The sequence below is a fragment of the Paenibacillus sp. J22R56 genome (assembly GCF_056269375.1).
Genome location: NZ_JBWDNV010000009.1, coordinates 42,618 through 65,982 on the forward strand (window position 1 = coordinate 42,618; position 23,365 = coordinate 65,982).

Here is a 23,365-nt window from a genome sequence, read left to right on the forward strand (position 1 = left end):
ATGTTTGATTAATACTGCAAGGTCAGTCATAGGAGGACGAATGAAAGGGACTACACATCTTACAATTGGCGTTGCGATTGGCGCGGCAGCGGCTGCACACTATCCGTTTACAATCGTTCATGCAGCGACTTATTTAGGAGTTGCAGCATTTTCTGCTTTAAGTGCCGATCTGGATGGCCCAAGTCTGCTAAGCTCGAAAGCCAGCAAGTTATCCAATTGGCTGCATGGTGTGCTGCTTGGTGGAGGCTGGCTGTTATCAGCGGTTACCGCTTATTTGTACATATCTGATCACTATGTTGATATTCCGCTTATCATCGCATGTGCGGCTCTACTGCTGCTTGGTCTAGTCGTCCGAACTGGCGTGATTCGGAACGCGCTTGTAAGCAGTGTTGGCGCTGCCTTGATCTATGGCGGTATTGCGTATAACATGAGCTGGTTAATAGGCTTTGGCGTGTTTGTCGCCTGGGCGCCTTGGCTGAAGCATCGTGGTTTGACACACACGGTGTGGGCGGTCATTGCATGGGGCGCTATCGCCTTGGGACTGGAGAAGCAGCTTGAGCTTGAAGGCCTCATGCACGTTGCAGTCGCTGGGTACTTATCTCATCTGATTGCGGATACACTTACGCCAAGTGGTGTGAAATGGCTGTATCCTATCTACAAGAAATCAATTAAGCTGCCGTTTCTCTAAGCAGATACAAAGAAAGACGCTTCGCATCCTATTGATCACTAGGGTGAAGCGTCTTTCTTTGTATCTTAGTATTAACGAAGAAATACGATATTGTCATTGCGGCAGTCGATGGTGAGATCTTTTCCTTCCATGTACCACGCATCATTTTCCTCCATATAGAACATAATACCGTCTTCCACGATCTTAACCGCCGGGTAACGCGCGGTATCCTTCATAATGCCAAAGGAGAAGGCGTCTTCTCCGCCGCCGCTGTACCGGACAAAGATGCGCACGCTATCGTCGTTCTTAAAACCCCATTCTTGTTTGAAAAGTGCCGTTGCGGCAGGAGTAACGCTCATTTTCATATTAGATTCACCTCCTATTCCATAATCTTGATCCACATCGTCCCGCTCCAGCGTACAGAATCATTAACTTCTAATGAATCCGATGTCTTGGCACGCGGCACGTTCACAGGTTTGCTTTCTACTTCTAATGTAACCTGTTGTTCTTCAATACGCTTTACGATCCCGATTCTTTCAATCTTGCAATGTTTATCAGGCTCCAACCTTACCCGCTCCCTCAGCGACGATTACAGATGATGAATGGTTACTTCACTGCGCATAAGGAATCTCGCATTGGTACCTGTCTGGCTGATTCCCTTCGAAATATAAATCATGCCATTATCCATCTGATGCATACCTTTATAAATACCTGCTGCAGGAAGCGCGCCTTTCCTCAAATACTTGAATAGGAACGGAAGATGAAACTGCATCCCGTGGAAATGTCCCGCCATCAGATACGTGAATCTCTGCTTAATATGCAATACAACGTTTGGATCATGAGTCAGAACAATTGTTGGCTTAGTCGGATCTGCCTTTGCAAAAGCCTTGTCCGGATCACTCTTCTTACTCGTCCAATCGTCAATGCCAATAAACTGATAATGTCCCGCATCATACATCTCATTATGCAAAAGACGAACGCCTTCCTCTTCAAGCATCTTCGTCAATTGTTGAAGCTCGGCAGGAGCCAAATGATGGTCATGATTCCCATACACAGCGAGCATCGGCACACCTGTTGATGCAAGCTCCTTAATATATCGATGGACCTTAGACAGATAGGGAGCAAGCTCCGTGAAATCCCCCGTTAACACAATATACGAGGGACGCTCTGTCCCTATTAATTGAATTAATCGGCGTGCCGGAATTCTGATGTGCTCGATATGAATATCGCTGATCTGCAGCACTTTAATTCCCGCTCCTGTCTTAACATGCACCCGTTCTACCTTAAGCCACTGAGTGGGCAGGATAAGTAGACAGTAGACTAGAACAACTAGGGCCGCCAGCCCGATCAGAATATAGACGATCATGCTAACCTCCCTATTACACCTTATTATCGTAAAAGATATGCCGAGCCTTTAAGTGACCTTCGATTATACTCATAATGCCAAACGAATATTGAGGCTGCTTGCGCTTGGCTGTTGGCGAACCAGGATTAAACAACAAGATGCCATTCTGCTCCTGCATGAAAGGAATATGGGAATGTCCGAACACAATCACATCCACTTGCTTAGGCGTAAAGGATAGAGCAGCATTTTGCTCTGCTTTCTTGCTGGAGTAAGGAAGATGTCCATGCACGATACCAATTCGCTTCCCTGCGCAAGTTACGATTTTCTTATAGCCCAGCTTTTTGACGATAACCTCCCCGTCATTATTACCGGCTACCCCCTTCACAGGTGCGTATTTCGATAATTCGCCATATACCGAAGAGCTGGTCCAATCCCCTGCATGAAGAATGAGATCAGCATTTTCCAGCTCCACAATTAGACGCGGCGGAAGAGCCTTCGCCATACGCGGCATATGGGTGTCTGAGACGACTACAATTTTCACCCTGCTGCACTCCTTTACCTTCCGAGTTCGGATCTCTCAGGAATAATGCTGCACATGCTGGAGCGTCTGAATGAATATTTCCTTCACGTGATCATCGTCTAACGAATAATAGACGGTCTTGCCGGCTTTGCGGCGTTTCACGATGCGGACATTCCGTAGGTAGCGTAATTGATGCGAAACCGCAGATTGCGCCATTTCGAGCACTTGGCAAAGATCATGAACACATAGTTCGCGATCAAGCAGCGCATAGATCATCTTCACTCGGGTTGGATCACCAAGCGCCTTGAACAACTCCGCCAAATCTATCGCCGTCTTCTCTTCTACCCTGGCATTCACCAGACTGTCATCATGCAGATCCGTGCCCAGACAGGAATCGTCACATTGGTCATCGATCATTTTTTCCACTTGGAGCACCACCTTATGTACATATCGACATTATAGCAGAAAAAGAAGAAGCTCCTCTATACAAGGAGCTTAAGCGTCTTTATGAACGTTTATGCCTGTGCGCACCAGCGTACACAAGCTTCTAGCAATTGTTTCATCTCCGGTATGATAAGTGTATGAAGATTATGAGCCGGTGTCAGGCAGCACACTCTACCTTTCCCATAGGGATGTGACCATCCACCAATCGATTCGCCGTCTTCCGAGAAGGTACGCATAAATACATTTGTACTTGCTTCTTCACAGTGGACGAAATAATGCTCTTCCTTCGACTCGAAGCTAATCGCTGGATCGATGGCGAAATGCTCAGTACCGTCTGCTGCTGCGCTTGGTGCGGCTGTGAACCGAACAAGCTTTTGCTCAGGATGGTATTTGAAATAGCCCCTGGTCATTGATACGTAAGCGCCGTCCTCCGGATAGGATGCAAGGCCGGAATGCCAAGATAACCAGCCTCCTCCTTCATACACATATTGGAGCATAGCTTGTTCAGTATCAGCATCAAGCCAGTGAATAGGATGCTCATCAGCCGGATTGATTTTATCGTCTTTGAAGAGGATGACCGCGTCAGGCTTATCTTGAAGAGCTTTGGCAAGCCGATCTACCGTTGTATAGGTCAGGCTTACCTTACCACTATTCAGCCATGAAGCTAGACTTTGCTCGAGCCCGTCTGCTATATCCGTCTCCGGATGATAGTAGTCTCCGATAACCGCCAATAGTTTGTGCATAAGCTGTTTAGCTCCTTCCTGTTGTTATCTATCGTTTTCTAGCAGCTCCACCAATATCTTAAGCTGAGGAACGGAATCCAAATAAGCATAACGCCCGCCTGTGTATTCGCCCTTCTGCTGCAGCTTCATTCCTTTACTTTCCATGATTGCGATCTTCTCTTTCATGCCTTCTATAACAAACGCGATATGATGAGGACCTTCTCCATGCTCATTCAGATGATTGCGCCAAGTGCTCGGATGGGAATCAGGCTCAATAAGCTCCAATTGAACGGAATCCATATTGAAAAAAGCCAGCTTCGCACGTGCCTGCGATGGCTCGCCGAGGTACTCAGTCTGCGCCTTATCCGGTGTATCCGTCCAGAACCATTCTGGGGTGTCTACGCCAAAGAAATCGGCATAGGCTTTGCTTACGGCTTCGATATCATGCACAAGAATTCCGATTTGGGTAATCATTTTGTTTCCAATTGCTGATTGGCTCATCGTTAGAACACCCTTTCTTTTCTTCACGCTGAAGGTTGGCAGGTAACCTATGATAACGTTCCCACACTACTCGGATAGGTTCGCCATCTATTCCGTTATCCCTGCCTTCCCGCGCAAAAATAAGACTAGAGTGATAGATCAAGTTGGTTCAAGGCACTTTGTACAGCCGATTTCAGCTCTTCCTTTTCCTCGCCTTCCAGAAAGGCAGCTTCCGCACTATTCATAGCGAGTTGTGCAAGCTCCTTCAGCGTGAAGCCGCAATGCTCGGCTAGCATTTCATATTCAAGGTTCATCGTAGTGCCTGATACAGTCATATTGTCCGTATTTACCGTAACGATAACGCCTTGCTCCATGAAGGAGCGGATCGGGTAAGTATCCCAGCCGGATACGGCCTTCGTCTGAATATTGCTTACAGGACACATCTCTAGCGGCGTTCTAGTTGCCTTTACTAATTCTATGACCGTGGGATCTTCCGTAATACGAACGCCATGGCCAATTCGCCGCGCACCAAGTCTATTGATCGATTCACGTACATTATCCGAACCGCCGGCTTCTCCTGCGTGAATAGTAATTGGCAGCTCGTAAGAGCTTGCAAGCTCGAATACTGAACGATGAATTTGCGGCGGGAATCCCGCTTCGTCACCAGCCAGGTCTACAGCCACTACTCCTTTACCGTAAAACTCTTTTGCAGCCTCGATTACCTCAAGATTCTTCTCGACTGAATCATGCCGCATGCAGATTACAATGACCCTTGCTTTGATACCGAACAAATGTTCTCCATCCCGTAATCCGGCAATCGTATGACGTATGGCGTCACTTGCAGACAGTCCTTCGAGCGTATGAAGCATCGGGGCAAAACGTACTTCTACATATAAACAGCCTGCTTCTGCCGCTTGTTGAACGACCTCTTGCGCAATACGTTCAAGGGCTTCAGCCGTCTGCATAAATGGCAGCACAAAATCAAATTTACTCAAATATTCCACCAGACTAGTACAGTTCTCATCTATTTGCATCCACGGTGTTAAATCACCTTCTGCTCCTGCAGGCAGTGCTTTCCCTTGTGCCTCAGCAAGCTCACGAATCGTATCCGGCTTCACACTGCCGTCCAAATGCACATGCAGATCGATCTTGGGCAGTCGTTTAATTTGTTCCAGCAAAGCTTGATCCATTATGTAACACCTTCCTTCCAGGTCGATTATTCAATAGGTCGATAGCAGAAACGGCATCTCCCTTCTAAGCGTTAGCCGAAGGTGGATACCGTTTCAAATATAAGAAAGTATATGTTTTGCTCAATACAGGGCTTATATTTCACACGCGAAACGTATGCTGCTCTTTCTTAGAAGGGAGCAGCCGTTTACGCTCGTCTCGTCATTTTACTATTTTTGCTCATAAACATCCAGTGCAGCCTGTAATCCCGCTCCGGTATGGATCGATGCACCGTGACGGATCAGCACCGCTTCCAGTGCGCCAAGCAATTGGAGGACGTTCGTCTGGCGGCAGCTATAGCCCATCGTGCCGATCCGCCATATTTTCCCTTTCAAGCTGCCGAAGGAGCTGGCGATCTCAATACCAAAGCTGTTAAGCAGCATATTGCGAACCGATTCGCCGTCAATGCCATCTGGGATGTTGATACACGTAACGACAGGAAGCTTGCAGCTTGGATCACCATATAAGGTAAGCCCCATCGCTTCGAGGCCCGCGACCAAAGCCGATTCATGAAGACGATGACGCGTAAACCGTTCATCTAGTCCTTCATCGAGTACGAGGCGAAGTCCTTCACGCAGGGCATACAGCATAGAGGTCATTTCGGTATGGTGATTTAGCCTAGCCGAGCTCCAATAATCCTGCAGCTGGCTGAGATCAAAGTAGTTGCTCCTAATAACCCGTGGGCGGCTAGCTATATCATCCGTTTCTGACTCTAGTAATGTACGCAATCCACGTTCGATTGTTTTACGAGCATTGATCTTTTTCGCTGCGATATCATTATACGTAATAGGAGCCATACCGGATGGCACGGACAAACATTTTTGTGTACCGCCGATAACCGCATCAATACACCATTCATCCGTTCGTACAGGAACGCCGCCAATCGTGGCCACTGCATCTACAATAAATAGAATACCTAGCTCACGGCATGCTTTGCCGATCTCTGCGAGCGGCTGTATACGACCTGTAGAGGTCTCCCCGTGTACCATCAGCACCAGCGCTGGCTTCATACGATGAATAGCGCTGATCACTTCTTCAGGCTTGAAGACGGTGCCCCATTCCTTCTCGATCGAAGTAACCTCTGCGCCACAGCGTTCCGCGATCTCATAGAGCAGATTGCCGAAGCGGCCATAGATCGGAATGAGCACTTTATCCCCTGGTTCAATCAAGCTCGTCAGAACAGCTTCGATTCCGGAGCGTGAAGTCCCATCAATCGGGAATGCCCATTGGTTGCTCGTCTGGAAAAGAGCACGCAGCATCTCCATCGTATCGTTCATATAAGAGGTGAACTCCGGATCGAATTGGCCGAGTATCGGATAAGAAAGTGCACGAAGGACTCTTGGGTCCACTTCAACAGGGCCAGGAGTCATAATCGTTCTTTGGGATGGCGCTAGTTCGGCATATCTTTTCATGGTAATTTCCCCTCGTAGGCTAACTCGTATAGTAATGCGGCTAGTACGGAGACTCCCTCAGCAAGCTCTTCAGGTGATGTATATTCCTGCGGCGAATGGCTGATACCTGACTTGCTTGGTACGAACAGCATTGCCGTTGGACAAAGCCCGGTAAACATTTGTGCATCATGTCCCGCTCCACTAACCATTCTGCGGTATGGCAGAGACAAATCATTCGATATACGCTCCAGCTTATCACTTAGCTCACGGTTCATTGGTGCAGGCTTTGCTTCGAGCCAAGGAACAATGGTTAGTTCCAGTCCCCGCCACTTGGCTACTTCATTAAACTTCGCAATGACATTATCGCAAAATTTTGCAATAACCGCTTCATCAATATGACGGATATCTACCGTAAAGCTTACGGATCCCGGTACAACGTTTGGCGTGTTTGGCACGCATTCGATTCGGCCAACTGTAGCGACTAGCGGCTCTCCGCTAAGGAGTGCATCCGCTTCTAGCTGCAGGATCATCTCCGCGGCACCAACCAAGGCATCATGGCGCATGGACATCGGTGTTGTTCCTGCATGATTCGTCTCTCCGCGAACGGTTACCACATATCGCCGCTGACCAACAATCGCTTCAACGATACCGATCCGTTTACGCTGACGTTCCAAGACAGGGCCTTGCTCAATATGAAGCTCAACGAATGCACCGATATCCCGCCTTATGCTTGCTTCTTGCTCCGGCTTGCCAAAGCCTGCTGACTCCATCGCTTCCTGCAGACTTATGCCATCGGAATCAAACACAATACCGCCGCTTTGCCAGTCGTATAATCCCGTCATATTGCCTGATCCCCAGTAAGTGAGTGGAAAGCGGCTGCCTTCTTCCTCACAGAAGGAGACAATCTCAAGTGTATTTATCGGCTGTCCATACGTATCTTTCAAGTAAGTAACAGCTGCAATTGCTGCGGCGATGCCATAGGCACCGTCGTATTGACCTCCCGAGCGTACCGTATCAATATGGGAGCCGGTCAGAATAACAGGAGCTCCTAAGGTACTTCCTTCCAGACGACCGAATAGATTACCCACACGGTCAAACCGGACATCCATGCCAAGAGTCTTCATCTGCTCAGCTAAGTAAATTTGCGCTTGCAGCCATTCAGGAGAGTATAAAAGCCTCGTCACTCCTCCTTGTTCATCTGCGCCAAAGGAGGCCAGTTCATCAAGAAGGCGGGAAACAAAGGAGGCAGCTTCTTGTTCCATCGGTATCCTCATCGTAACAGCCTCCTCTTATGGGGTTTGTTGGGGTGTATGAATAGGCTTCAGCAGAAGTTGTCCTTGCTTCGCTGCTTGTACGCCAAGTTCTTCTGAATAAACCGTTATGCCTCTGACCAAGGTTGTTGTCACTTTGCAGGTGAATTCCCGGCCGATATAAGGGCTGACTTGATGCCTTTGCCATAATTGCTCACTCGTTAGAATATAAGAACGGTTCGGATCCACAAGCACCAGATCCGCATCTGCTCCTTCGGCGATAAGACCCTTTTGCGGGTATAGTCCAAACCGCTTTGCAGGTCCTGCCGACAACAGTTCCGATAACTCATGCAGCGGAATTTGACGATTCACCCAGCCTTCGTCCAGCATAAGCTCCAGACTGCTTTGTGCACCTGCAATGCCGCCCCATGCTTCGAAGAAGGTAAGAGACTCATCAAGCTTGAGATCCGGCGGACAAGGTGAATGATCGGAGGCAATTACATCAAGCTTCCTTTCCTTAATCATGCGCCAGAGTCCTTCCTTCTGATCCACACACCGAAGGGGAGGCGCACATTTGGCGGCGGGGCCAATCGTAACCATATCCTCCTCTGTCAGCACCAAGTAATGAGGACAAGTCTCGACCGTCACCGCGACACCACGCTTCTTCGCCCGGTCGATCAGTTCAACGGCTTCTACACTGCTAATATGAACAAAATGAACCTCGCAGCCTGTTTGCTCCGAGAACAGAATTGCTTTGTTCACCGCTTCGAGCTCAGCAATGACTGGGCGGGATTGGACGAAGGCACGAGCATCGGTACGCCCCTCACCAATGGCTTGTTCTGCCAAATGGGATGTTATAGCATCACTCTCCGCATGGAGGGCAACAAAGCCGCCTTCGCCTAATGCAGCAATTCGCTTCATCCCCTCGTATAACGTCCAGTCATCTACCTCACGAAACCGGCCTTCTCCTTCACCGCCCGGATTGGACATAAAGGCTTTAAAGCCTCGTACCCCGTTGGCATACATGGCTTCCAGCTGATCTAACTTACCGGGAACCAAACCGCCCCAGAACGTATAATCAACAGCTGAGTTCCCTGCAGCCAGCTTGCCCTTTAGCTCCAGCGCTTCCGGCGTAACTGTAGGCGGATTGCCGTTAAGCGGCATATCCGCATAGGCTGTACATCCACCGGCAGCTAGTGCTGATGATCCAGTGGCAAAGCCTTCCCAATGGCCGAAATTTGGCTCATTAAAGTGAACATGGATATCGATCATACCCGGCAGGACATATTGACCTTCTGCATCAAGCACATGATCAGCAGCAGAATCAGCGAGTGAGTCTGAGATCGCTGCGATTTGACCATTAAGAATACCAATGTCGAGTTTATAAGTTCCATCAGGAAGCACGACCATCCCGTTACGAATAATGCAATCAAAACTTTGGTTCATCCTGCTTCCCTCCTAGCTTCCTCGATAGGTGCTGTAGCCGCCTGGTGCGACCAGCAGCGGAATATGATAATGAGCATTTGCATCTGAGGCATAGAATCGAATGGGGATACGGTCGAAGACCGGTTCGGCTTCGAGAATATGTCTTCTTCGTTCATCTCGGAAGTAGTCTCCCGCGCAGAACACTATCTCGTAAACAGCGGCAAGCATTTCATCACAATCAAGAAGAGGGTCGTTAAGCCGCCCGTCTTCATTTGTTGCTGCTGTTCGTAATAACGTACGGCCTTCCGTAGAGCCTTCTGTATGCTCGATTAACCACAGTTCAACCTGCAAATCTGCAGCAGGCTTGCCTCTTGACGTATCCAGCACATGAGTCGTAATTCGTCCGCCGCTCATCCAGCTCACTCCCCGCCTTGAATCAAGTCTTCTTGCGTCATCGTAAAGCCTTGGAAGCCAAATGGCGGACGTGGTTCTGTATAGACACCAGCTGGATCAGCTTCTGTATTGTCAACGATCGTCTCCCAAGTCCTGTTATTGGATTCGAAACGAACCTCGGATAATTGCGGGAAGCGGGTTAATATACGAAGACCTACTTGGTAGATTAAGAACTGGATGGATGGCGATTTCAGTTCATGGAACAGGTTGTGCGTAATATCGCGAATTTGTTCCGCCGGAACATAGCTGCCAAGCTCGGCATCAAGCGCATGCTCGGACTCCTCATACTTCCAAAACACATCAAGGAAGATAAACAAAGGCCGATCATAGCTCTCCGGTAAAGTCGTATATTCGTCGCGAACAAATCCATAGAAGGAGCTGCCGCTTACTTTGATTAATTGCAGATCCGTAATCGCACATTCATGTGATTCGATCACTGGCGCACCGTCTTTGCGGACAAGCTTCATCGAGGCGCTGGTATGATCATTATGCGAACGGCGGTAGACGAGTGGGCTTGGCTCTAGTCCTTCGCCAGAAGGAGTAGCTACTTCCAGGGTTTGGAACGGAATACGATCCGCACTCAGCTCCACCGCGTCAATATGCGGGTATCTATCCATAAATTTCGAGCTGATAAAGGATAGCAGTCCTTCTGTAGTGCTTCCTTCATAAGCAGCTGTATTACGCAGAATGAAGTTTTTCATCGAATCTGTCGCAACTACGAGGGAGTTATCTCCTTCAGTAAACGAGGTGAGAAGCTGTTCGCCGCTTACGGCAAACGTTATATTATGGGCAAAGATGACATTACTGTCACCGATATAGGCGGATTCAGGAACTGATTTTACAGATAATGGGTTAGCATAAGTGCGATAAGAGAGGACATCCCCTTTACCATAATAAAGAGTACGACCGCTGCGAAGTTTTAGCATGAAAACCAGTCCCTTCTATTCTGTAATGAGATCGTGCAACCGGAATTTCGTAATTCGGGCGATTTGCCATAATGCTTCGTCTGCTTCTTCTTTGAGACTGTTATTGATCCTAGCTTCCATGGCGGCCAAAATATCCGATTTGTCTTTACCTCGAACAGCCAGGATGAAAGGGAATCCAAATTTATCGGTATATCGCTGATTGGAAGCCGAGAATTTCTCGAACTCTTCGGGTGTCAGCCGGTCAAGTCCCGCTCCTTGCTGCTCCTTCGTCGAATAATCGCCGATCTTGATTCTTGTAGCGAGATCAGGATGTGCCTGGAATAACGCGATCTTTGATTCTTCTGGCGAATTGACAACAACCTTGACCATCGCATCATGCAGTTCATCTACAGTTTGAAAAGGACGAGCCTCGTAGGCTTGCTCGGCAACCCAAGGGGAATGCTCGAAGACAGCTCCAAGCGCTTCGGTAAACTGCTCCTTCGTCAAATCATTAATCAGTGATAGATTCATAGCCTTCTTTCCTCCACTCTATCGCTTTCTGAACGGCTCTCTTAATTCCGCCATAACCGGTACAGCGGCATATATTTCCCGATAACGCTTCTTCAATCTCCAGCGTAGTAGGATCCGGATTATGATCAAGCAGTGCTTTCACCGAGATAACCATCCCTGGTGTACAGTAGCCGCATTGGAAGCCGCCTTCCTGGAGAAAAGCACGCTGGATTGGGTCCATACCGTTAGCTGAAACACCTTCTATTGTAGTAATCGACTTGCCTGTACATTGATAAGCCATCGTGAGACAGGAATTGACGGGCACACCGTCCACCATAACCATACAAGCACCACATCTGCCGATATCACAGGAACGCTTCGTGCCTGTCATTGCCAGATCGTCCCGCAGGACAGACAAGAGTCGTTTGGCTGGAGGGACATTCAAGTTAATCTCACTACCATTGATGGTGCAGGGAATTGAACTTGTGTCTAGTGGAGATACCGGCTTCATCGAATCTTTCATTCTCTGCTCACCGCCTTATCTAGTAAAGTGTCGAAAGATTCGGCTTGCAATAGCTCAGGATCGATAGGCAGCTTCGTTACCCGTATACCTACCGCGTCATAGATCGCTGCTGCTATCGCTGGTGCCAGCGTTACCGAGCCAACCTCGCCGATACCTCGTGGTCCATAGTTATCACTTTCCGGCAATTCTTCAATCGGCTGGACATCAATAGTCCCCCGATGCTCAGCGATGGTTGGGACAAGATACGTATCGAGGTTTTTCGTTACATATTGGCCGCCGCTCATGACCGCATCCTCAGTAAGCGCGAATCCGAGCGCCATGCTGCTTCCGCCTTCGATTTGACCAAGAAACCCTTGCGGATTGATGACCGGACCAGCTGCAACCGCATGATATTGATGGAGCACACGAACACGTCCGGTTAATTGATTTACTTCTACCTTCACGGCAACCGCAGAGTACGTGTACAGGAAATGTGCGCCTACCTTATCGGTTGCTGAAACTGGGAAGTTAAATTGTGTTGTGCAGCTAACTGGTTCGCCGCATACGACTGCAAGTTCCAGATATGTGATCAGACATTTGTCTGTCAGAGCATCCGGGCTGGCATCGATGCTATAGATACCACCTTCGCCAAATCTCAGCCGCTTGACTGGAAGCTGAATATGCTCTGCTGCCTTGCCAAGAACAGCTTCTTCAAATAAGGGTCTTAAGTTCTGCAGCGATTTCCACATCATGCTGGTAGCTCTGGAAGCAGTTGTTGAGCCGCCGTCAGGAACGACATCGGAATCACCAATAATGATACGAATGTCTTCAGCAGCAAAGCCGAACTGTTCGATCAGCATTTGTTCCAAGGAAGCAATAAGCCCTTGACCAAACTCTTCATAACTGAATACCGCTTCGATCTTGCCGTCTAGAGCAAGCGTCAGTCGGCCGCCCCCCGGATCCGGAATACCAAAGCCAAGCCCCGCTCCATGCATCGTAAATGCAGCACCAATACCTGTACGGGTCCATGGCTCAGCTTGCTCATCCTCCTCGGCGTTTGATTTGCCACGTTCCTGCCATAATGCGCTGGACGTCATCGCGTCAGATACCTGCTTTGCACCTTCTGTCGACGCAATCGGCTGGTCAAACGGTCCAGGATCCTCAGGCTTACGCATATTGAGGAGCCTCAGCTCCCAAGGATCCATGCCGAGTTTTTCCGCCAGACGATCGAATTGACCTTCAAGCGCAAATATCGCCTGATTCCCTCCAAAGCCACGGAACTCGCCCGACATGCCGTTGTTCGTATAGACCGAGAATCCGTCAACATCGAGATGTTGATATTGATAAGGACCAATGACATGCTCGACAGCAAAGTTTAATACTTCTGCTCCTAAGGTGGCATAAGGACCGGTATCTGCAATGATTCTAACTTGATGGGCGATCAGTCTTCCGTTATCATCAACACCGGTCTTCATTGTAATTTTCATCGGATGCCGCTTGAGACCCGCCCGAACCGATTCCCATCTGGAGTTATGAAACTTCACTGGACGATTCGTTACTCTTGCAAGCAGCGCTCCGTATGGCTGAACGTTCAACTCATCTTTACCACCAAAGGATCCGCCTATAGGACTGGATACGATCCGAATCTCACTTTGTGGAATGGCGAGAATACGAGCGAGCTGCATACGGTCCATAAAGCCGTGCTGGGTAGGCGCATAGACGGTTAGCCGGCCATCCTCGCCAAAGATGAACAATCCCCCTTCGGTCTCCATGTACGTATGCATTTGCCGAGGCGTGTAGTAGGTCTCTTCCACGACATGTGCACAACTTTCAAAGCCTACAGCCACATCTCCACGCTTGAAGTCTTTCCGGTGGAGCAGATTGCCCTGTGGATGAAGCTGAGGCGCATCATCCGTGAGCGCATATTCCGCGTCCTCCACGATGGGAAGAAGCTCATAATCGACCTCGATCAGCCGCAGCGCTTGCTCTGCGATTTCCAGTGTATCCGCCGCTACTGCTGCAACAGCATCACCGACATACCGTACACGATCCTCGCACAGCACCGGTTGGTCTGGTTGAGCGATTCCATACCGATTTAAACCAGGAACGTCTTTATGTGTTATAACGGCATGAACCCCATCCAGCTCTTCGGCTTTCTCCGTTCGGATGGCTGTAATCCGCGCATGTGGATGTAGACTTCGAAGTACTCGGCCAATCAGCATATCAGGGGCTGTCATATCGGTTAGATAAGCCAGCTTCCCCATTACTTTATCGGGACCGTCAGGACGATTCCGCCAGCGGGCTCCGCTTCCTTGTCTATTTAACAGCATGTTTGACCACCCACCCTCTCTTTAACGAGCCGTTCTTGCTGCCTTCCATAATTCCGAGGCAATCAAATTCGCCGCTGCTTTCTTGCGATAGCTGACAGGTACGAACGTATCGCCCTTAGGCTCGAATTGTTCGACGATCAAGGCATACACCTCTGAAATCGTCTTCTTATTCGCAAGCTTGCCGTTTAAATACGATTCGATAGATTCCAAGCGATACGGAATGGTCTGTCCGCCGCCAAGTGCAAGGCGCACATCGCTTAGCCGATCCTCTGAATCGAGCTGCATCGTTAGTGCAGCTGTGACAACAGACGGCGTAAAAGCATCCCTTCTGCCGACTTTATGGTAAGCGACGAATCGCTTCGTATTCGAATCCAGAATGGGCAAAGTAAGCTCGACCGACATGAGCAGCCGTTCCTTCCAGGCAGCATGGGCCGAAGCCGTAGACAGCCATTCCGACAGCGGCTCCTGGAGACCATTTGTACCGTCATGCCAATGCAAGACGGTATCATATAGGAGCAATGCCGGCAGCGAATCACCAACCATCGACAAGATATTGCCGCCGATTGTAGCCAAATTACGAATGGACGGTGCTGCAATATTGCGAGTAGCTTCGACCAGGACCGGGAAGCTTTCTCCTACCCGCGGACTCGTTCGAATATTTGATAGAGTTGTCATAGCCCCAAAGTTACCCGTTCCAGAAACACTATCGATCTCAAATCCATGCAGCTCTTCAATTGCTCCAATATTAATGAAGTGGTTTGGCATAACTGCCAGTCCTGACTCCCATTGCGTCCGCAGCAGTGTAGCTCCTGCGGTAAACACACCTTCCGTTCCAAGTGTCTGCTTCAGCTGCCAAGCCTCCGCAGCACTCCTTGGATGCCATACGAAAGGAGCTTCAGCCACTCCTTGTGCATTCGCAGCCATAACTCCATCCCCTTTCGCCCTAGAATCTTTGTTCACGAATATATGGTGTACCAAGTGATTCCGGTGAGCCCGACGGTTTGTTGCGGTTACGCCAGCCGAGGAACATCAAGACAAGAATCGTAACGATGTAAGGAATCATTTTGAGGAAATAAGATGGGATCTCGCTGCCTATCAATTGGATACGGAAGCCGATTGTATCCAGTGCACCAAAGAAGTAAGCACAGAACAAAGCGCGAATTGGATTCCATCTTGCGAAGATAATGAGAGCTACTGCAATCCATCCACGGCCCGCTGTCATTCCTTCGATCCAGGTTGGCGAATACACCATGAGGAGATCCGCTCCAGCAAGACCGATCAGCATCGAACCAACAATGATATAACCGTAACGGAAGGTTTGTACCCGAATGCCCATTACATCTGCTGTTGGAGGATTATCGCCAATCGCTCTCAGGTGTAGGCCCCATGAAGTCCGGTGGATGTATAAGTGCAGAACAATAACAAGAATGAAGCTGAACCAGGTTAAAATATCAAGATGAGCGAATATTCCGCCAATAACAGGTACATCTTCGAGCCAATTAAGGTTAACCTTCGGTACAGCACCTGCAACTGGCTGGCCAGTGATGCTTTTACCGATATATGCGCTAAGTCCGGTGCCAAATAACGTTAAGGCAAGACCACTTACAATCTGATTGGCCCTCAGCGTGACGCACATAAAGGCATGAACGACACCTAGCACAGCGCTGATTGCACATGCGGCAAGTAATGTCAGTGCGAGATTACCCGTATGCAGATAGGTCATACAAGCGATAACAGCGCCCATAAGCATAAGTCCCTCTGCGCCAAGCTGGATAATGCCGGAACGTTCGATCAGAATACCGCCCAGCGTTGCGAATAAGAGCGGTGTGCCTGAAGAGATGGCGGCCACGATAATTTGTACAAATACATCCATTGTCTACACCGCCCCTTCTAAGCGTTTCTACGAATACGGAATTTGCTGGCCATACTGCCTGCGATCAAGAAGAAGAGAATCGCGCCTTGGATCATAGAAGAGATCGAAGAAGGCAAGCCAATCGTTTGAACACTGAACCCTCCGACGATCAGACCGCCGAACAGGAATGAAGATACAACTAGACCAACCGGATTCAGCTTCGCAAGCCACGCTACGATAATCGCTGTGTAGCCATAGCCTGGAGAAATACCATACATCAGACGGTGCGTTACACCGGATACTTCCGCCATGCCTGCAAGTCCAGCCATACCGCCGCTGATCAGCATGACAAGCAAGATGTGTCGGCTGATCTTAATGCCTGCATTTTTCGCTGCTTCCGGGTTGGCGCCAATTAAGCGAAGCTCATAGCCCCAGCGCGTATACTTCATCAGGAAGGCGTACAGCAGAACGGCAGCGATAGCGAAAACGATACCTAAGTGCAGCCTTGTGTCGCCAAACAAAGGAAGCGACTGTGCATCTGTAAATACAGGTGTACCTGGAAAATTAAAGCCTTCTGGATCTTTCCAGGGACCAAATACGAAGTAGTTCAACGCCAGCAGCGCTACATAGTTCAACATAAGAGATGAGATAAGTTCATTAACTTGGAAGTAAGTGCGCGGAATCGCGGTCAACAGCCCCCAAACTCCCCCACCTGCGATACTGAATACGACCATGGCGGGGATAACCAGGTAACCAGGCATATTCGGAAAATAGACCGTAACCGCCGTTGCCGCCATCGCGCCGGCAAGGAATTGTCCTTCCGCCCCGATATTCCATACCGAGATCCGGTAGGCAATCGCTACACCAATGCCGCATAGAAGAAGCGGAATAGATTTGACAAGCGTTTCGGTAATGCCAAATGAGGATCCAAAAGCTCCGGTAATCATTTTGGAATAGACCGTGATCGGATTCATGCCGTTTGCTGCAATAAAGATGCCGCAGAAGATCAAGGCAAGCAGCACGGAGATGATCGTCATCCACCATGGGCTTTCTTTCCTTGACGGATCCAGTTCGATTCTTAGCGACAGCAGCTTGCGGCGTGGTGCTGACTCAGGTTGTTCGATTACAATTGTGCTTTGTACCGGCTGCTTGCTCATACGACCTTCTCCTCCTCTGCTTCCGTATCCCGCACTCCAGCCATGAATAGGCCGATCTGCTCACGGGTAGCCTCTCCTCTTGCTAACTCACCAACCATACGACCGTTATAGATTACTAATATGCGGTCGGACAGCTGCATAACCTCATCCAAATCTTCAGAAATGAGCAAAACGCTTTTGCCTTGTCCACGCATTTCGGTTAGGAGACGATGTACGCCCTCCGTTGCGCCAACATCCAGCCCTTGTGTAGGGTGAACAGCGACCATTAAGAGTGGATCCTGTTCCACTTCTCTAGCGAAAAGCAGCTTCTGCTGGTTACCACCGGATAATTGTCTAACGGGTGTATCGAGTCCCGGTGTCTTCACATCGAACTGCTCCACTAGCTGCTGTGACCAGCTGCGGTTCGCACTCGAGCGTAAGAATCCGAAGCGGGACCGTTGATTAGTCCGGTATGATTTGAACAGCAGGTTATCAACAGCACCAAGGCTGCCGGCTAGACCACTTTTCATCCGGTTCTCCGGTACATGCGCTATACGAGCTTCAATGGCACCACGAACCGATGCATTTTTTAATGGAGCTCCATTGAATTCAATCGTACCTTTGCGCCATGGGCGAAGTCCGGTGAGAACCTCAGCAAGCTCTTTTTGACCATTACCTGCAACACCAGCAACACCAACGATTTCACCTTCATGTACAGTGAATTCCATTTGATCCAGTGCTTTACGCCCATGATCGGCAAACACATCCAGCTCATCTACAATCAGGAGTGGTTTGCCCTGCGGACGACTCGCTAGCGGTTTGGCAGCGGCCAACTCTTTACCAACCATCAACCTTGCCAGCTCTCGTTCATTCGTCTCGCTTTTCTCTATCGTATGCGTGAGACGACCTTTACGCATGATCGAGATGCTGTCGGAGATGGCCATCACTTCTTTTAATTTATGCGTCGTAATAATGACCGTCTTGCCTTCCGCCTTCATCTGTGCAAGCGTGATGAACAGCTGTTCTGCTTCGCCCGGTGTGAGTACCGAGGTTGGTTCATCCAAAATAATGAGATCTGCACCGCGGTATAACGTCTTGACGATTTCCACCCGCTGCTGTTCACCTACTGAGAGCTGCCAGATCGGGCGGTCAACCGGGAAGGTTAGACCAAACTTAGTCGCAATCGCATCAATTTCTTCCTGCTTCTTCTTCATCCAGCCTGGCCCGCGCCAGAACGATGTTTTCTCACCAAGAATGATGTTCTCCGCTGCCGTTAAGGTTTGCACCAGCCTGAAGTTTTGGAACACCATGCCGATGCCAAGCTTCATTGCATCCTTAGGAGACCGAATCTTTACATTCTTGCCGTGGATGTAAATATCACCGCTTGTTGGACGATACACACCGGACAGCATACACATCATCGTGCTTTTACCTGCACCGTTCTCTCCAAGAAGAGCATGAATTTCTCCGGATTTAGCCTTGAAATCAACTTGATCATTGGCGATAACGGAGCCGAATTGCTTGACGATATGCTGCATTTCTACAGAGTAGGTTTCGAGCATTCGCGCTTCCTCCTAAAAAGAATTGTCACACAATTGGACGACTTTCTGGCCAATTGTGATGATTCTTACTTCGTAAGCATGTGCTTAAAGAATTGTCACACAATTGGACGACTTTCTGGCCAATTGTGATGATTCTTACTTCGTAAGCATGTGCTTAAAGAATTGTCACACAATTGGACCACTTTCTGGCCAATTGTGATGATTCTTGCTTCGTAAGCATGTGCTTAAAGAATTGTCACCTAACTGGAGGCCAATAAATCAACAAATCCCTTGGGTAAGGGATTTGTTGATTGGCTGTTTCGGCCTGCATCCTATTATTGAGGAATAGTTCCTTCTACGCCTTTTACGAACCAATTCATCCCAAGAATGTCCTCAAGGCTCATTGTTTGGCCTGCTTCCAGCTTCGAAGCGCCAGATGCATCTAGGATTGGACCACTGAATACATTCAACTCGCCGCTCAAGACTTTCGCCTTCGCGTCTTCAACCAGCTTCTTCACATCATCTGGAATGCTAGATCCAAGAGGAGCAAGACCAACCATGCCATCTACCATATCGCCGGAGAATTGCTCACTCTTCCAAGTGCCGTCGATCACAGATTGAACTACTTGTGTATAATAGGGACCCCAGTTCCATGTAGGGTTCGTTAAGTATGCTTCTGGTGCATAGCGAGTCATATCAGAGTCATTACCGCCAGCGAGTGCGCCGCGCTCAGCTGCTGCTTGCAATGTTGCAGGAGAATCCTGGTAAGCAAGCAGGACGTCTGCTCCTTTATCCAGCAAGCTGATTGCTGCTTGACGTTCAGCCGTTGGATCATACCAAGTGTTGCTCCATACCACGTCTACTTTTGCATCCGGATTTACACTTTGAATGCCAAGGGCAAAAGCGTTAATGTTATAGATGACTTCCGGAATTGGGAAGGCACCAACATAACCGATCACATTCGATTTGGTCATTTTGCCTGCCGCAATACCACTCAGGTAGCTGGCTTCATAGTTCTTACCGAAGTAAGTGGACATATTGTCCGCTGTTTTGTAGCCGGCTGTGTGCATAAATTTCACATCAGGGAACTTCTTCGCCACATTCAGAGTCGGGTCCATGTAACCGAAGCTAGTTGTGAAAATGATGTCATGGTTTTGGGCCAGTTCTGTAATGACGCGTTCAGCGTCCGCGCTTTCCGGTACATTTTCTACCGTGTCAGCTTTAATGCCAAGCTTTTCTTCCATGTACTTTCTGCCGTTGTCATGTTCGAAGGTCCAGCCGCCGTCTCCTGGAGGCCCGATATACACGAATGCGACTCGTGGAAGCTTCTTGCCGCTGTCTGTAGCTGCCGGATTTGCCGAAGCCTGCGCATTGCCGTTATTCGTTGCTTCGCTTGTCTTATTGTTGTTATTACTGGAACAAGCGGATAAGATAACGACCATTAATACGAGAAATGCTAACCCCACTGTACGTGCTTTAACGAGATATTTCATATAGTTCCTCCCCGACTCTCTTTAATCATCATGACCGCTGTGGTTGATGTAGCTTCACTATACTTCCGCGTGATAGTAGCGTCAATATATGTGACATGAGATTGGGAGTGGAGATAAAATTACGAACACTCATTGTGCACGATGCACGTCTCTATTGTTTTATATGTAATAATAAGTGACATCGTTATCTTCGTTCGCGGATACGCCGATATCTACGCTCTGCCAAATGGAGGCTGTTCTCATCATCCACATCCAGAAGCAGATTAGCCTCTTCCCCTTCGTACGTGATAACTTCTCCACTATAATCAGGAGATCCAAACAGCTTGCGAGCTCCCATATCCCCACGAAGTCCACGAAGTGCTGCAAACATCGATTTACTAATAACAGCCGGCGGCATAACTACACCTGCAACAGAGGAAGCAGCGAAATCTAGTTCAGGACGCGCTCTCATAATAAAAAGAAGACGCCGCACCATAGCAGCCGTGACAAAAGGTTGGTCACCAAGCCCGATCACGATTGCATCGGACGTCGGGGAGCTGGAAAGCGCGGCGTCTACTCCAGCACGAATCGAATAAGACATTCCTAGGCTAGCTTCTTCGCAGACGACAATATGAAGTTTAGCGGTATAACGAGGATCGTTTCTTAAGCCTGTAAGCCAGTTCAGCGGGTCGTCCGGGCGGACGACCACATGCACTTGCTCCATCCCGCTATCCAATAGAGCACGAAGCGCCATACTGCCGAGCGCTAAGCCCGGGGAAAGCTCGAGCGGCAGCTTCGGTTTGCCCATCCGACTGCTCTGTCCCGCTGCTAAATAAATTCCGGATATGATCATTTCGTGCCTCCTTGTGGTGCTCTTTATTCAGCCATTCCTTACGTAAGGCAATAAGCTCAGCTGTTATGCTGACAGCAATCTCGTATGGCCCTTCAGCCCCAATGGAAAGACCAATGGGAGCTTTCACATTGGCAGGAGGATTTTCTCCTTCAAATAACATATTAATTCTCTTGGATGAACCCATCACGCCTATATACCTCGTCTTATTAGCCAGCGACATATGAATCATTTCACGGTCGTAATGCAGATGATGACTGCACACGATAACCGCATCATTCTCATGAAGCTGTATTTCCTTTTCCAATCGCTCTGGTGTCCCAAGAGCAATCTTCGCACCGGAGAAGGAGGCAAGTAATCCTGGCCGCCAATCTGCAACAAGAACACGGAAGCTGCTTTGGGTTAAGAGATGATAGATTGGAATGGCATCCAGTCCTGCCCCAAACAAAATAACTCTCTGGCGAGGCGTCAAGGTCATGGAGTACCGCCAATCATTAGATGTATAGATTACGGCTGTATCTTTGGTGCAAAGCTCATAGCAAAGCTCTTGCCCCCGAATTTCACGAGAAAACTGAACTTCAATCCCTCTATTTAGCTGCTCTAATGCCGCAAGCAGAAGCACTCGCAGTTCTCCCTCGACAGGCTCGAGAAGAATGCGAATAACTCCTCCGCATCCTACAGAATCTCCCCAGATCGGATCTTCATCCGGCTGCATATTGTATTCAACCATTTCATATTGATTGGCTTCACAGATGGCCGGTACGCGTTCCAGCAAATCCGATTCAATACAACCCGGGCTTACCGTTCCGACTGTCTCCCCGCTCCCCATGAGTAGCATAGCTGCACCGGCCTTTCGATACGCGTGGCCTTCAACCTCAACAATGGTTGCCAGGACCGCCGGCTGTTCAAGCTGCCGAATTGCCCGCAAGATGTCTAACATATCCATCGGCTGTCCCACCTTTTCCATTCAATGATCAAGGGCTTTTGCTATACCCGCTGCTATAGTCTCGCCAGCAGTTCCTTTAACGTCCGATCCGCTTCACGTAATACTAGCGGCTTATCAATTGTTTTCATGATCCGGTTTTCCATCACAACCTGCCCATCAATCATGACCGTGTCAACATCGCCGCGAGTAGCGGCATAGACAACTCTCGAATACCAATCTGCATCAAAGGACGGATAGACATGGAAGTCTTCCAGATCAAGCAATTGCAGATCCGCTAGCTTGCCGACTTCAATACTTCCGATCTTATCCTCCAGACCAAGCACCCGCGCACCACCCATGGTCGCCATCTGCAGCACCGTTTTGGCATTCATGACGGTTGGACCATGCTTTACTTTCTGAATAAAGGCGGTGAGGCGCATCTCTTGGAACATATCCAAATTGTTATTACAAGGAGCACCGTCTGCACCAATCCCTACATCGATACCTTCCTTGAGCAGCTCCGGCACCTCCGCGACACCTGAGGCCAGCTTCAGATTCGAACCTGGACAATGGGTAACCTTAACGCCTCTTTCCTTAATAATCCGTTTCTCTTCCTCATCAAGCCAAATGCTATGAGCTAGAATCAGATTTGGCTTCGCAAGCCCAATATGATCAAGATAAACAACGTTCCTGAGCCCACGTTCTGACTCTACGATCGAAATTTCTTCCCGATTTTCCGACGCATGAGTATGTACCTTCACGCCGTATTGTGCGGATAGATCTCTAACTCCGATAAGCAGCTCTTCCGTACAGGAGACAACAAACCGTGGGCAGAAAGCATATTCGATTCTGCCGCCAGCCGCTCCATGCCACTTCTCAAGCAGCTCTACACTTTCCTTCAGCGACTGCTCCGTCTTCTCTTGAAGCGCTAGCGGAACCTCTGTTCCATGATCCATCATCACCTTGCCGGAGACGGCACGGATTCCGCTCTCGAGAATAGCCTGGAATGCCGATTCAGTATGATTGACGGTCTCCATATCCAGAATCGTTGTTGTACCGCTGCGGATCAATTCCCCAATACCAAGCATAGCCGAATAATAGACAGAGTCCGCATTATGAGCAGCTTCCAGCGGCCATATCCGAGTTCTCAGCCAATCGATCAATTCCAGATCATCCGCACGTCCGCGGAATAACGTCTGGCATAAGTGAATGTGTGTCTGAATAAATCCAGGCAGCAGCACTTTCCCGCCCGCTTCAATAACTCGATCAACATCTGTTACCTGAATATTCGCACCAATTTGGGCAATCTGATTACCAGTTACGAGAACATCTCCGACTAAAATATCATTCGTCTCATTCATCGTCATAATGACGGCATTGCGGATTAATGTGGAACCCATGTGTACCGCTCCTTTGCT

Annotated in this window: 25 protein-coding genes; 1 reads left to right on the top strand and 24 read right to left on the bottom strand. The window is 48.9% G+C overall.

What is annotated here, in order from left to right:
- Positions 1–40: 40 nt before the first annotated feature.
- Positions 41–688: a metal-dependent hydrolase gene (locus tag AC0YNT_RS21305; RefSeq protein WP_475806444.1), complete on the top strand. Its 648-nt coding sequence runs from the start codon at positions 41–43 to the stop codon at positions 686–688.
- Between the two features lie 71 nt (positions 689–759).
- On the opposite strand, the gene AC0YNT_RS21310 is transcribed toward AC0YNT_RS21305, so the two are convergent.
- The 24 genes from AC0YNT_RS21310 to AC0YNT_RS21425 form a co-directional block, all read right to left on the bottom strand.
- A complete protein-coding gene (locus AC0YNT_RS21310; protein ID WP_167280613.1) occupies positions 760–1,032 on the bottom strand; it encodes a HesB/YadR/YfhF family protein in 273 nt (90 codons plus the stop codon).
- Positions 1,033–1,046: 14 nt separating this feature from the next.
- On the bottom strand, positions 1,047–1,232 hold the full coding sequence (locus AC0YNT_RS21315; RefSeq protein WP_475806445.1) for a hypothetical protein: 186 nt from the start codon (positions 1,230–1,232) through the stop codon (positions 1,047–1,049).
- Between the two features lie 24 nt (positions 1,233–1,256).
- Positions 1,257–2,033: a metallophosphoesterase gene (locus tag AC0YNT_RS21320; RefSeq protein WP_475806446.1), complete on the bottom strand. Its 777-nt coding sequence runs from the start codon at positions 2,031–2,033 to the stop codon at positions 1,257–1,259.
- 13 nt (positions 2,034–2,046) lie between these two features.
- Positions 2,047–2,553 (bottom strand): metallophosphoesterase family protein, encoded by a 507-nt coding sequence (locus tag AC0YNT_RS21325; RefSeq protein ID WP_475806447.1) that lies wholly within the window; start codon positions 2,551–2,553, stop codon positions 2,047–2,049.
- Between the two features lie 36 nt (positions 2,554–2,589).
- Entirely contained in the window at positions 2,590–2,958 is a 369-nt protein-coding gene (locus AC0YNT_RS21330) for an ArsR/SmtB family transcription factor (protein WP_441888901.1), read from the bottom strand.
- Positions 2,959–3,047: 89 nt separating this feature from the next.
- Positions 3,048–3,719, bottom strand: coding sequence for a ThuA domain-containing protein (locus AC0YNT_RS21335; protein WP_475806448.1), 672 nt, complete (start codon positions 3,717–3,719; stop codon positions 3,048–3,050).
- Between the two features lie 24 nt (positions 3,720–3,743).
- On the bottom strand, positions 3,744–4,199 hold the full coding sequence (locus tag AC0YNT_RS21340) for a VOC family protein (protein WP_475806449.1): 456 nt from the start codon (positions 4,197–4,199) through the stop codon (positions 3,744–3,746).
- A 125-nt stretch (positions 4,200–4,324) separates the two neighbouring features.
- Positions 4,325–5,368 (bottom strand): adenosine deaminase, encoded by a 1,044-nt coding sequence (gene add, locus AC0YNT_RS21345; protein WP_475806450.1) that lies wholly within the window; start codon positions 5,366–5,368, stop codon positions 4,325–4,327.
- A 207-nt stretch (positions 5,369–5,575) separates the two neighbouring features.
- Complete coding sequence (locus AC0YNT_RS21350) at positions 5,576–6,817, bottom strand: pyridoxal-phosphate-dependent aminotransferase family protein (RefSeq protein ID WP_475806451.1); 1,242 nt, start codon at positions 6,815–6,817, stop codon at positions 5,576–5,578.
- The gene (allC, locus tag AC0YNT_RS21355; protein WP_475806452.1) at positions 6,814–8,070 is read right to left on the bottom strand and encodes an allantoate deiminase; all 1,257 of its coding nucleotides are present in this window, start codon (positions 8,068–8,070) and stop codon (positions 6,814–6,816) included. Before allC ends, AC0YNT_RS21350 begins: the two co-directional genes overlap by 4 nt.
- A gap of 15 nt (positions 8,071–8,085) precedes the next feature.
- The gene (locus AC0YNT_RS21360; RefSeq protein ID WP_475806453.1) at positions 8,086–9,492 is read right to left on the bottom strand and encodes an allantoinase; all 1,407 of its coding nucleotides are present in this window, start codon (positions 9,490–9,492) and stop codon (positions 8,086–8,088) included.
- A gap of 12 nt (positions 9,493–9,504) precedes the next feature.
- On the bottom strand, positions 9,505–9,885 hold the full coding sequence (uraH, locus tag AC0YNT_RS21365; protein WP_475806454.1) for a hydroxyisourate hydrolase: 381 nt from the start codon (positions 9,883–9,885) through the stop codon (positions 9,505–9,507).
- Between the two features lie 5 nt (positions 9,886–9,890).
- On the bottom strand, positions 9,891–10,850 hold the full coding sequence (pucL, locus tag AC0YNT_RS21370; RefSeq protein ID WP_475806455.1) for a factor-independent urate hydroxylase: 960 nt from the start codon (positions 10,848–10,850) through the stop codon (positions 9,891–9,893).
- A 15-nt stretch (positions 10,851–10,865) separates the two neighbouring features.
- A complete protein-coding gene (gene uraD / locus AC0YNT_RS21375; RefSeq protein WP_475806456.1) occupies positions 10,866–11,360 on the bottom strand; it encodes a 2-oxo-4-hydroxy-4-carboxy-5-ureidoimidazoline decarboxylase in 495 nt (164 codons plus the stop codon).
- Positions 11,341–11,862: a (2Fe-2S)-binding protein gene (locus tag AC0YNT_RS21380; protein ID WP_475806457.1), complete on the bottom strand. Its 522-nt coding sequence runs from the start codon at positions 11,860–11,862 to the stop codon at positions 11,341–11,343. Before AC0YNT_RS21380 ends, uraD begins: the two co-directional genes overlap by 20 nt.
- The gene (pucD, locus tag AC0YNT_RS21385) at positions 11,859–14,171 is read right to left on the bottom strand and encodes a xanthine dehydrogenase subunit D (protein WP_475806458.1); all 2,313 of its coding nucleotides are present in this window, start codon (positions 14,169–14,171) and stop codon (positions 11,859–11,861) included. Before pucD ends, AC0YNT_RS21380 begins: the two co-directional genes overlap by 4 nt.
- Before the next feature lie 21 nt (positions 14,172–14,192).
- Positions 14,193–15,095: an FAD binding domain-containing protein gene (locus AC0YNT_RS21390; protein WP_475806459.1), complete on the bottom strand. Its 903-nt coding sequence runs from the start codon at positions 15,093–15,095 to the stop codon at positions 14,193–14,195.
- A 19-nt stretch (positions 15,096–15,114) separates the two neighbouring features.
- Positions 15,115–16,044 (bottom strand): ABC transporter permease, encoded by a 930-nt coding sequence (locus AC0YNT_RS21395; protein WP_475806460.1) that lies wholly within the window; start codon positions 16,042–16,044, stop codon positions 15,115–15,117.
- A 17-nt stretch (positions 16,045–16,061) separates the two neighbouring features.
- Positions 16,062–17,180, bottom strand: coding sequence for an ABC transporter permease (locus tag AC0YNT_RS21400; protein ID WP_475806461.1), 1,119 nt, complete (start codon positions 17,178–17,180; stop codon positions 16,062–16,064).
- Positions 17,177–18,721, bottom strand: a complete 1,545-nt coding sequence (locus AC0YNT_RS21405) for an ABC transporter ATP-binding protein (protein ID WP_475806462.1) — start codon at positions 18,719–18,721, stop codon at positions 17,177–17,179. The genes AC0YNT_RS21400 and AC0YNT_RS21405 overlap by 4 nt, the downstream gene beginning before the upstream one ends.
- 314 nt (positions 18,722–19,035) lie before the next feature.
- Positions 19,036–20,193, bottom strand: coding sequence for a BMP family ABC transporter substrate-binding protein (locus AC0YNT_RS21410; protein WP_475806463.1), 1,158 nt, complete (start codon positions 20,191–20,193; stop codon positions 19,036–19,038).
- 184 nt (positions 20,194–20,377) lie between these two features.
- Positions 20,378–20,980, bottom strand: coding sequence for a nucleotidyltransferase family protein (locus tag AC0YNT_RS21415; protein WP_475806464.1), 603 nt, complete (start codon positions 20,978–20,980; stop codon positions 20,378–20,380).
- Positions 20,901–21,968, bottom strand: coding sequence for an XdhC family protein (locus tag AC0YNT_RS21420; protein ID WP_475806465.1), 1,068 nt, complete (start codon positions 21,966–21,968; stop codon positions 20,901–20,903). The genes AC0YNT_RS21415 and AC0YNT_RS21420 overlap by 80 nt, the downstream gene beginning before the upstream one ends.
- 53 nt (positions 21,969–22,021) lie before the next feature.
- Entirely contained in the window at positions 22,022–23,347 is a 1,326-nt protein-coding gene (locus AC0YNT_RS21425; protein WP_475806466.1) for a 5'-deoxyadenosine deaminase, read from the bottom strand.
- Between the last annotated feature and the right edge of the window lie 18 nt (positions 23,348–23,365).

Bases quoted from the DNA above. Each gene is read 5' to 3' on its own strand.
- AC0YNT_RS21305 (WP_475806444.1), top strand. From the start codon at position 41: ATGAAAGGGACTACACATCTTACAATTGGCGTTGCGATTGGCGCGGCA.
- AC0YNT_RS21310 (WP_167280613.1), bottom strand. From the start codon at position 1,032: ATGAAAATGAGCGTTACTCCTGCCGCAACGGCACTTTTCAAACAAGAA.
- AC0YNT_RS21320 (WP_475806446.1), bottom strand. From the start codon at position 2,033: ATGATCGTCTATATTCTGATCGGGCTGGCGGCCCTAGTTGTTCTAGTC.
- AC0YNT_RS21335 (WP_475806448.1), bottom strand. From the start codon at position 3,719: ATGCACAAACTATTGGCGGTTATCGGAGACTACTATCATCCGGAGACG.
- AC0YNT_RS21340 (WP_475806449.1), bottom strand. From the start codon at position 4,199: ATGAGCCAATCAGCAATTGGAAACAAAATGATTACCCAAATCGGAATT.
- add (WP_475806450.1), bottom strand. From the start codon at position 5,368: ATGGATCAAGCTTTGCTGGAACAAATTAAACGACTGCCCAAGATCGAT.
- AC0YNT_RS21350 (WP_475806451.1), bottom strand. From the start codon at position 6,817: ATGAAAAGATATGCCGAACTAGCGCCATCCCAAAGAACGATTATGACT.
- allC (WP_475806452.1), bottom strand. From the start codon at position 8,070: ATGAGGATACCGATGGAACAAGAAGCTGCCTCCTTTGTTTCCCGCCTT.
- AC0YNT_RS21360 (WP_475806453.1), bottom strand. From the start codon at position 9,492: ATGAACCAAAGTTTTGATTGCATTATTCGTAACGGGATGGTCGTGCTT.
- uraH (WP_475806454.1), bottom strand. From the start codon at position 9,885: ATGAGCGGCGGACGAATTACGACTCATGTGCTGGATACGTCAAGAGGC.
- pucL (WP_475806455.1), bottom strand. From the start codon at position 10,850: ATGCTAAAACTTCGCAGCGGTCGTACTCTTTATTATGGTAAAGGGGAT.
- uraD (WP_475806456.1), bottom strand. From the start codon at position 11,360: ATGAATCTATCACTGATTAATGATTTGACGAAGGAGCAGTTTACCGAA.
- AC0YNT_RS21380 (WP_475806457.1), bottom strand. From the start codon at position 11,862: ATGAAAGATTCGATGAAGCCGGTATCTCCACTAGACACAAGTTCAATT.
- pucD (WP_475806458.1), bottom strand. From the start codon at position 14,171: ATGCTGTTAAATAGACAAGGAAGCGGAGCCCGCTGGCGGAATCGTCCT.
- AC0YNT_RS21390 (WP_475806459.1), bottom strand. From the start codon at position 15,095: ATGGCTGCGAATGCACAAGGAGTGGCTGAAGCTCCTTTCGTATGGCAT.
- AC0YNT_RS21395 (WP_475806460.1), bottom strand. From the start codon at position 16,044: ATGGATGTATTTGTACAAATTATCGTGGCCGCCATCTCTTCAGGCACA.
- AC0YNT_RS21400 (WP_475806461.1), bottom strand. From the start codon at position 17,180: ATGAGCAAGCAGCCGGTACAAAGCACAATTGTAATCGAACAACCTGAG.
- AC0YNT_RS21405 (WP_475806462.1), bottom strand. From the start codon at position 18,721: ATGCTCGAAACCTACTCTGTAGAAATGCAGCATATCGTCAAGCAATTC.
- AC0YNT_RS21410 (WP_475806463.1), bottom strand. From the start codon at position 20,193: ATGAAATATCTCGTTAAAGCACGTACAGTGGGGTTAGCATTTCTCGTA.
- AC0YNT_RS21415 (WP_475806464.1), bottom strand. From the start codon at position 20,980: ATGGGCAAACCGAAGCTGCCGCTCGAGCTTTCCCCGGGCTTAGCGCTC.
- AC0YNT_RS21420 (WP_475806465.1), bottom strand. From the start codon at position 21,968: ATGGATATGTTAGACATCTTGCGGGCAATTCGGCAGCTTGAACAGCCG.
- AC0YNT_RS21425 (WP_475806466.1), bottom strand. From the start codon at position 23,347: ATGGGTTCCACATTAATCCGCAATGCCGTCATTATGACGATGAATGAG.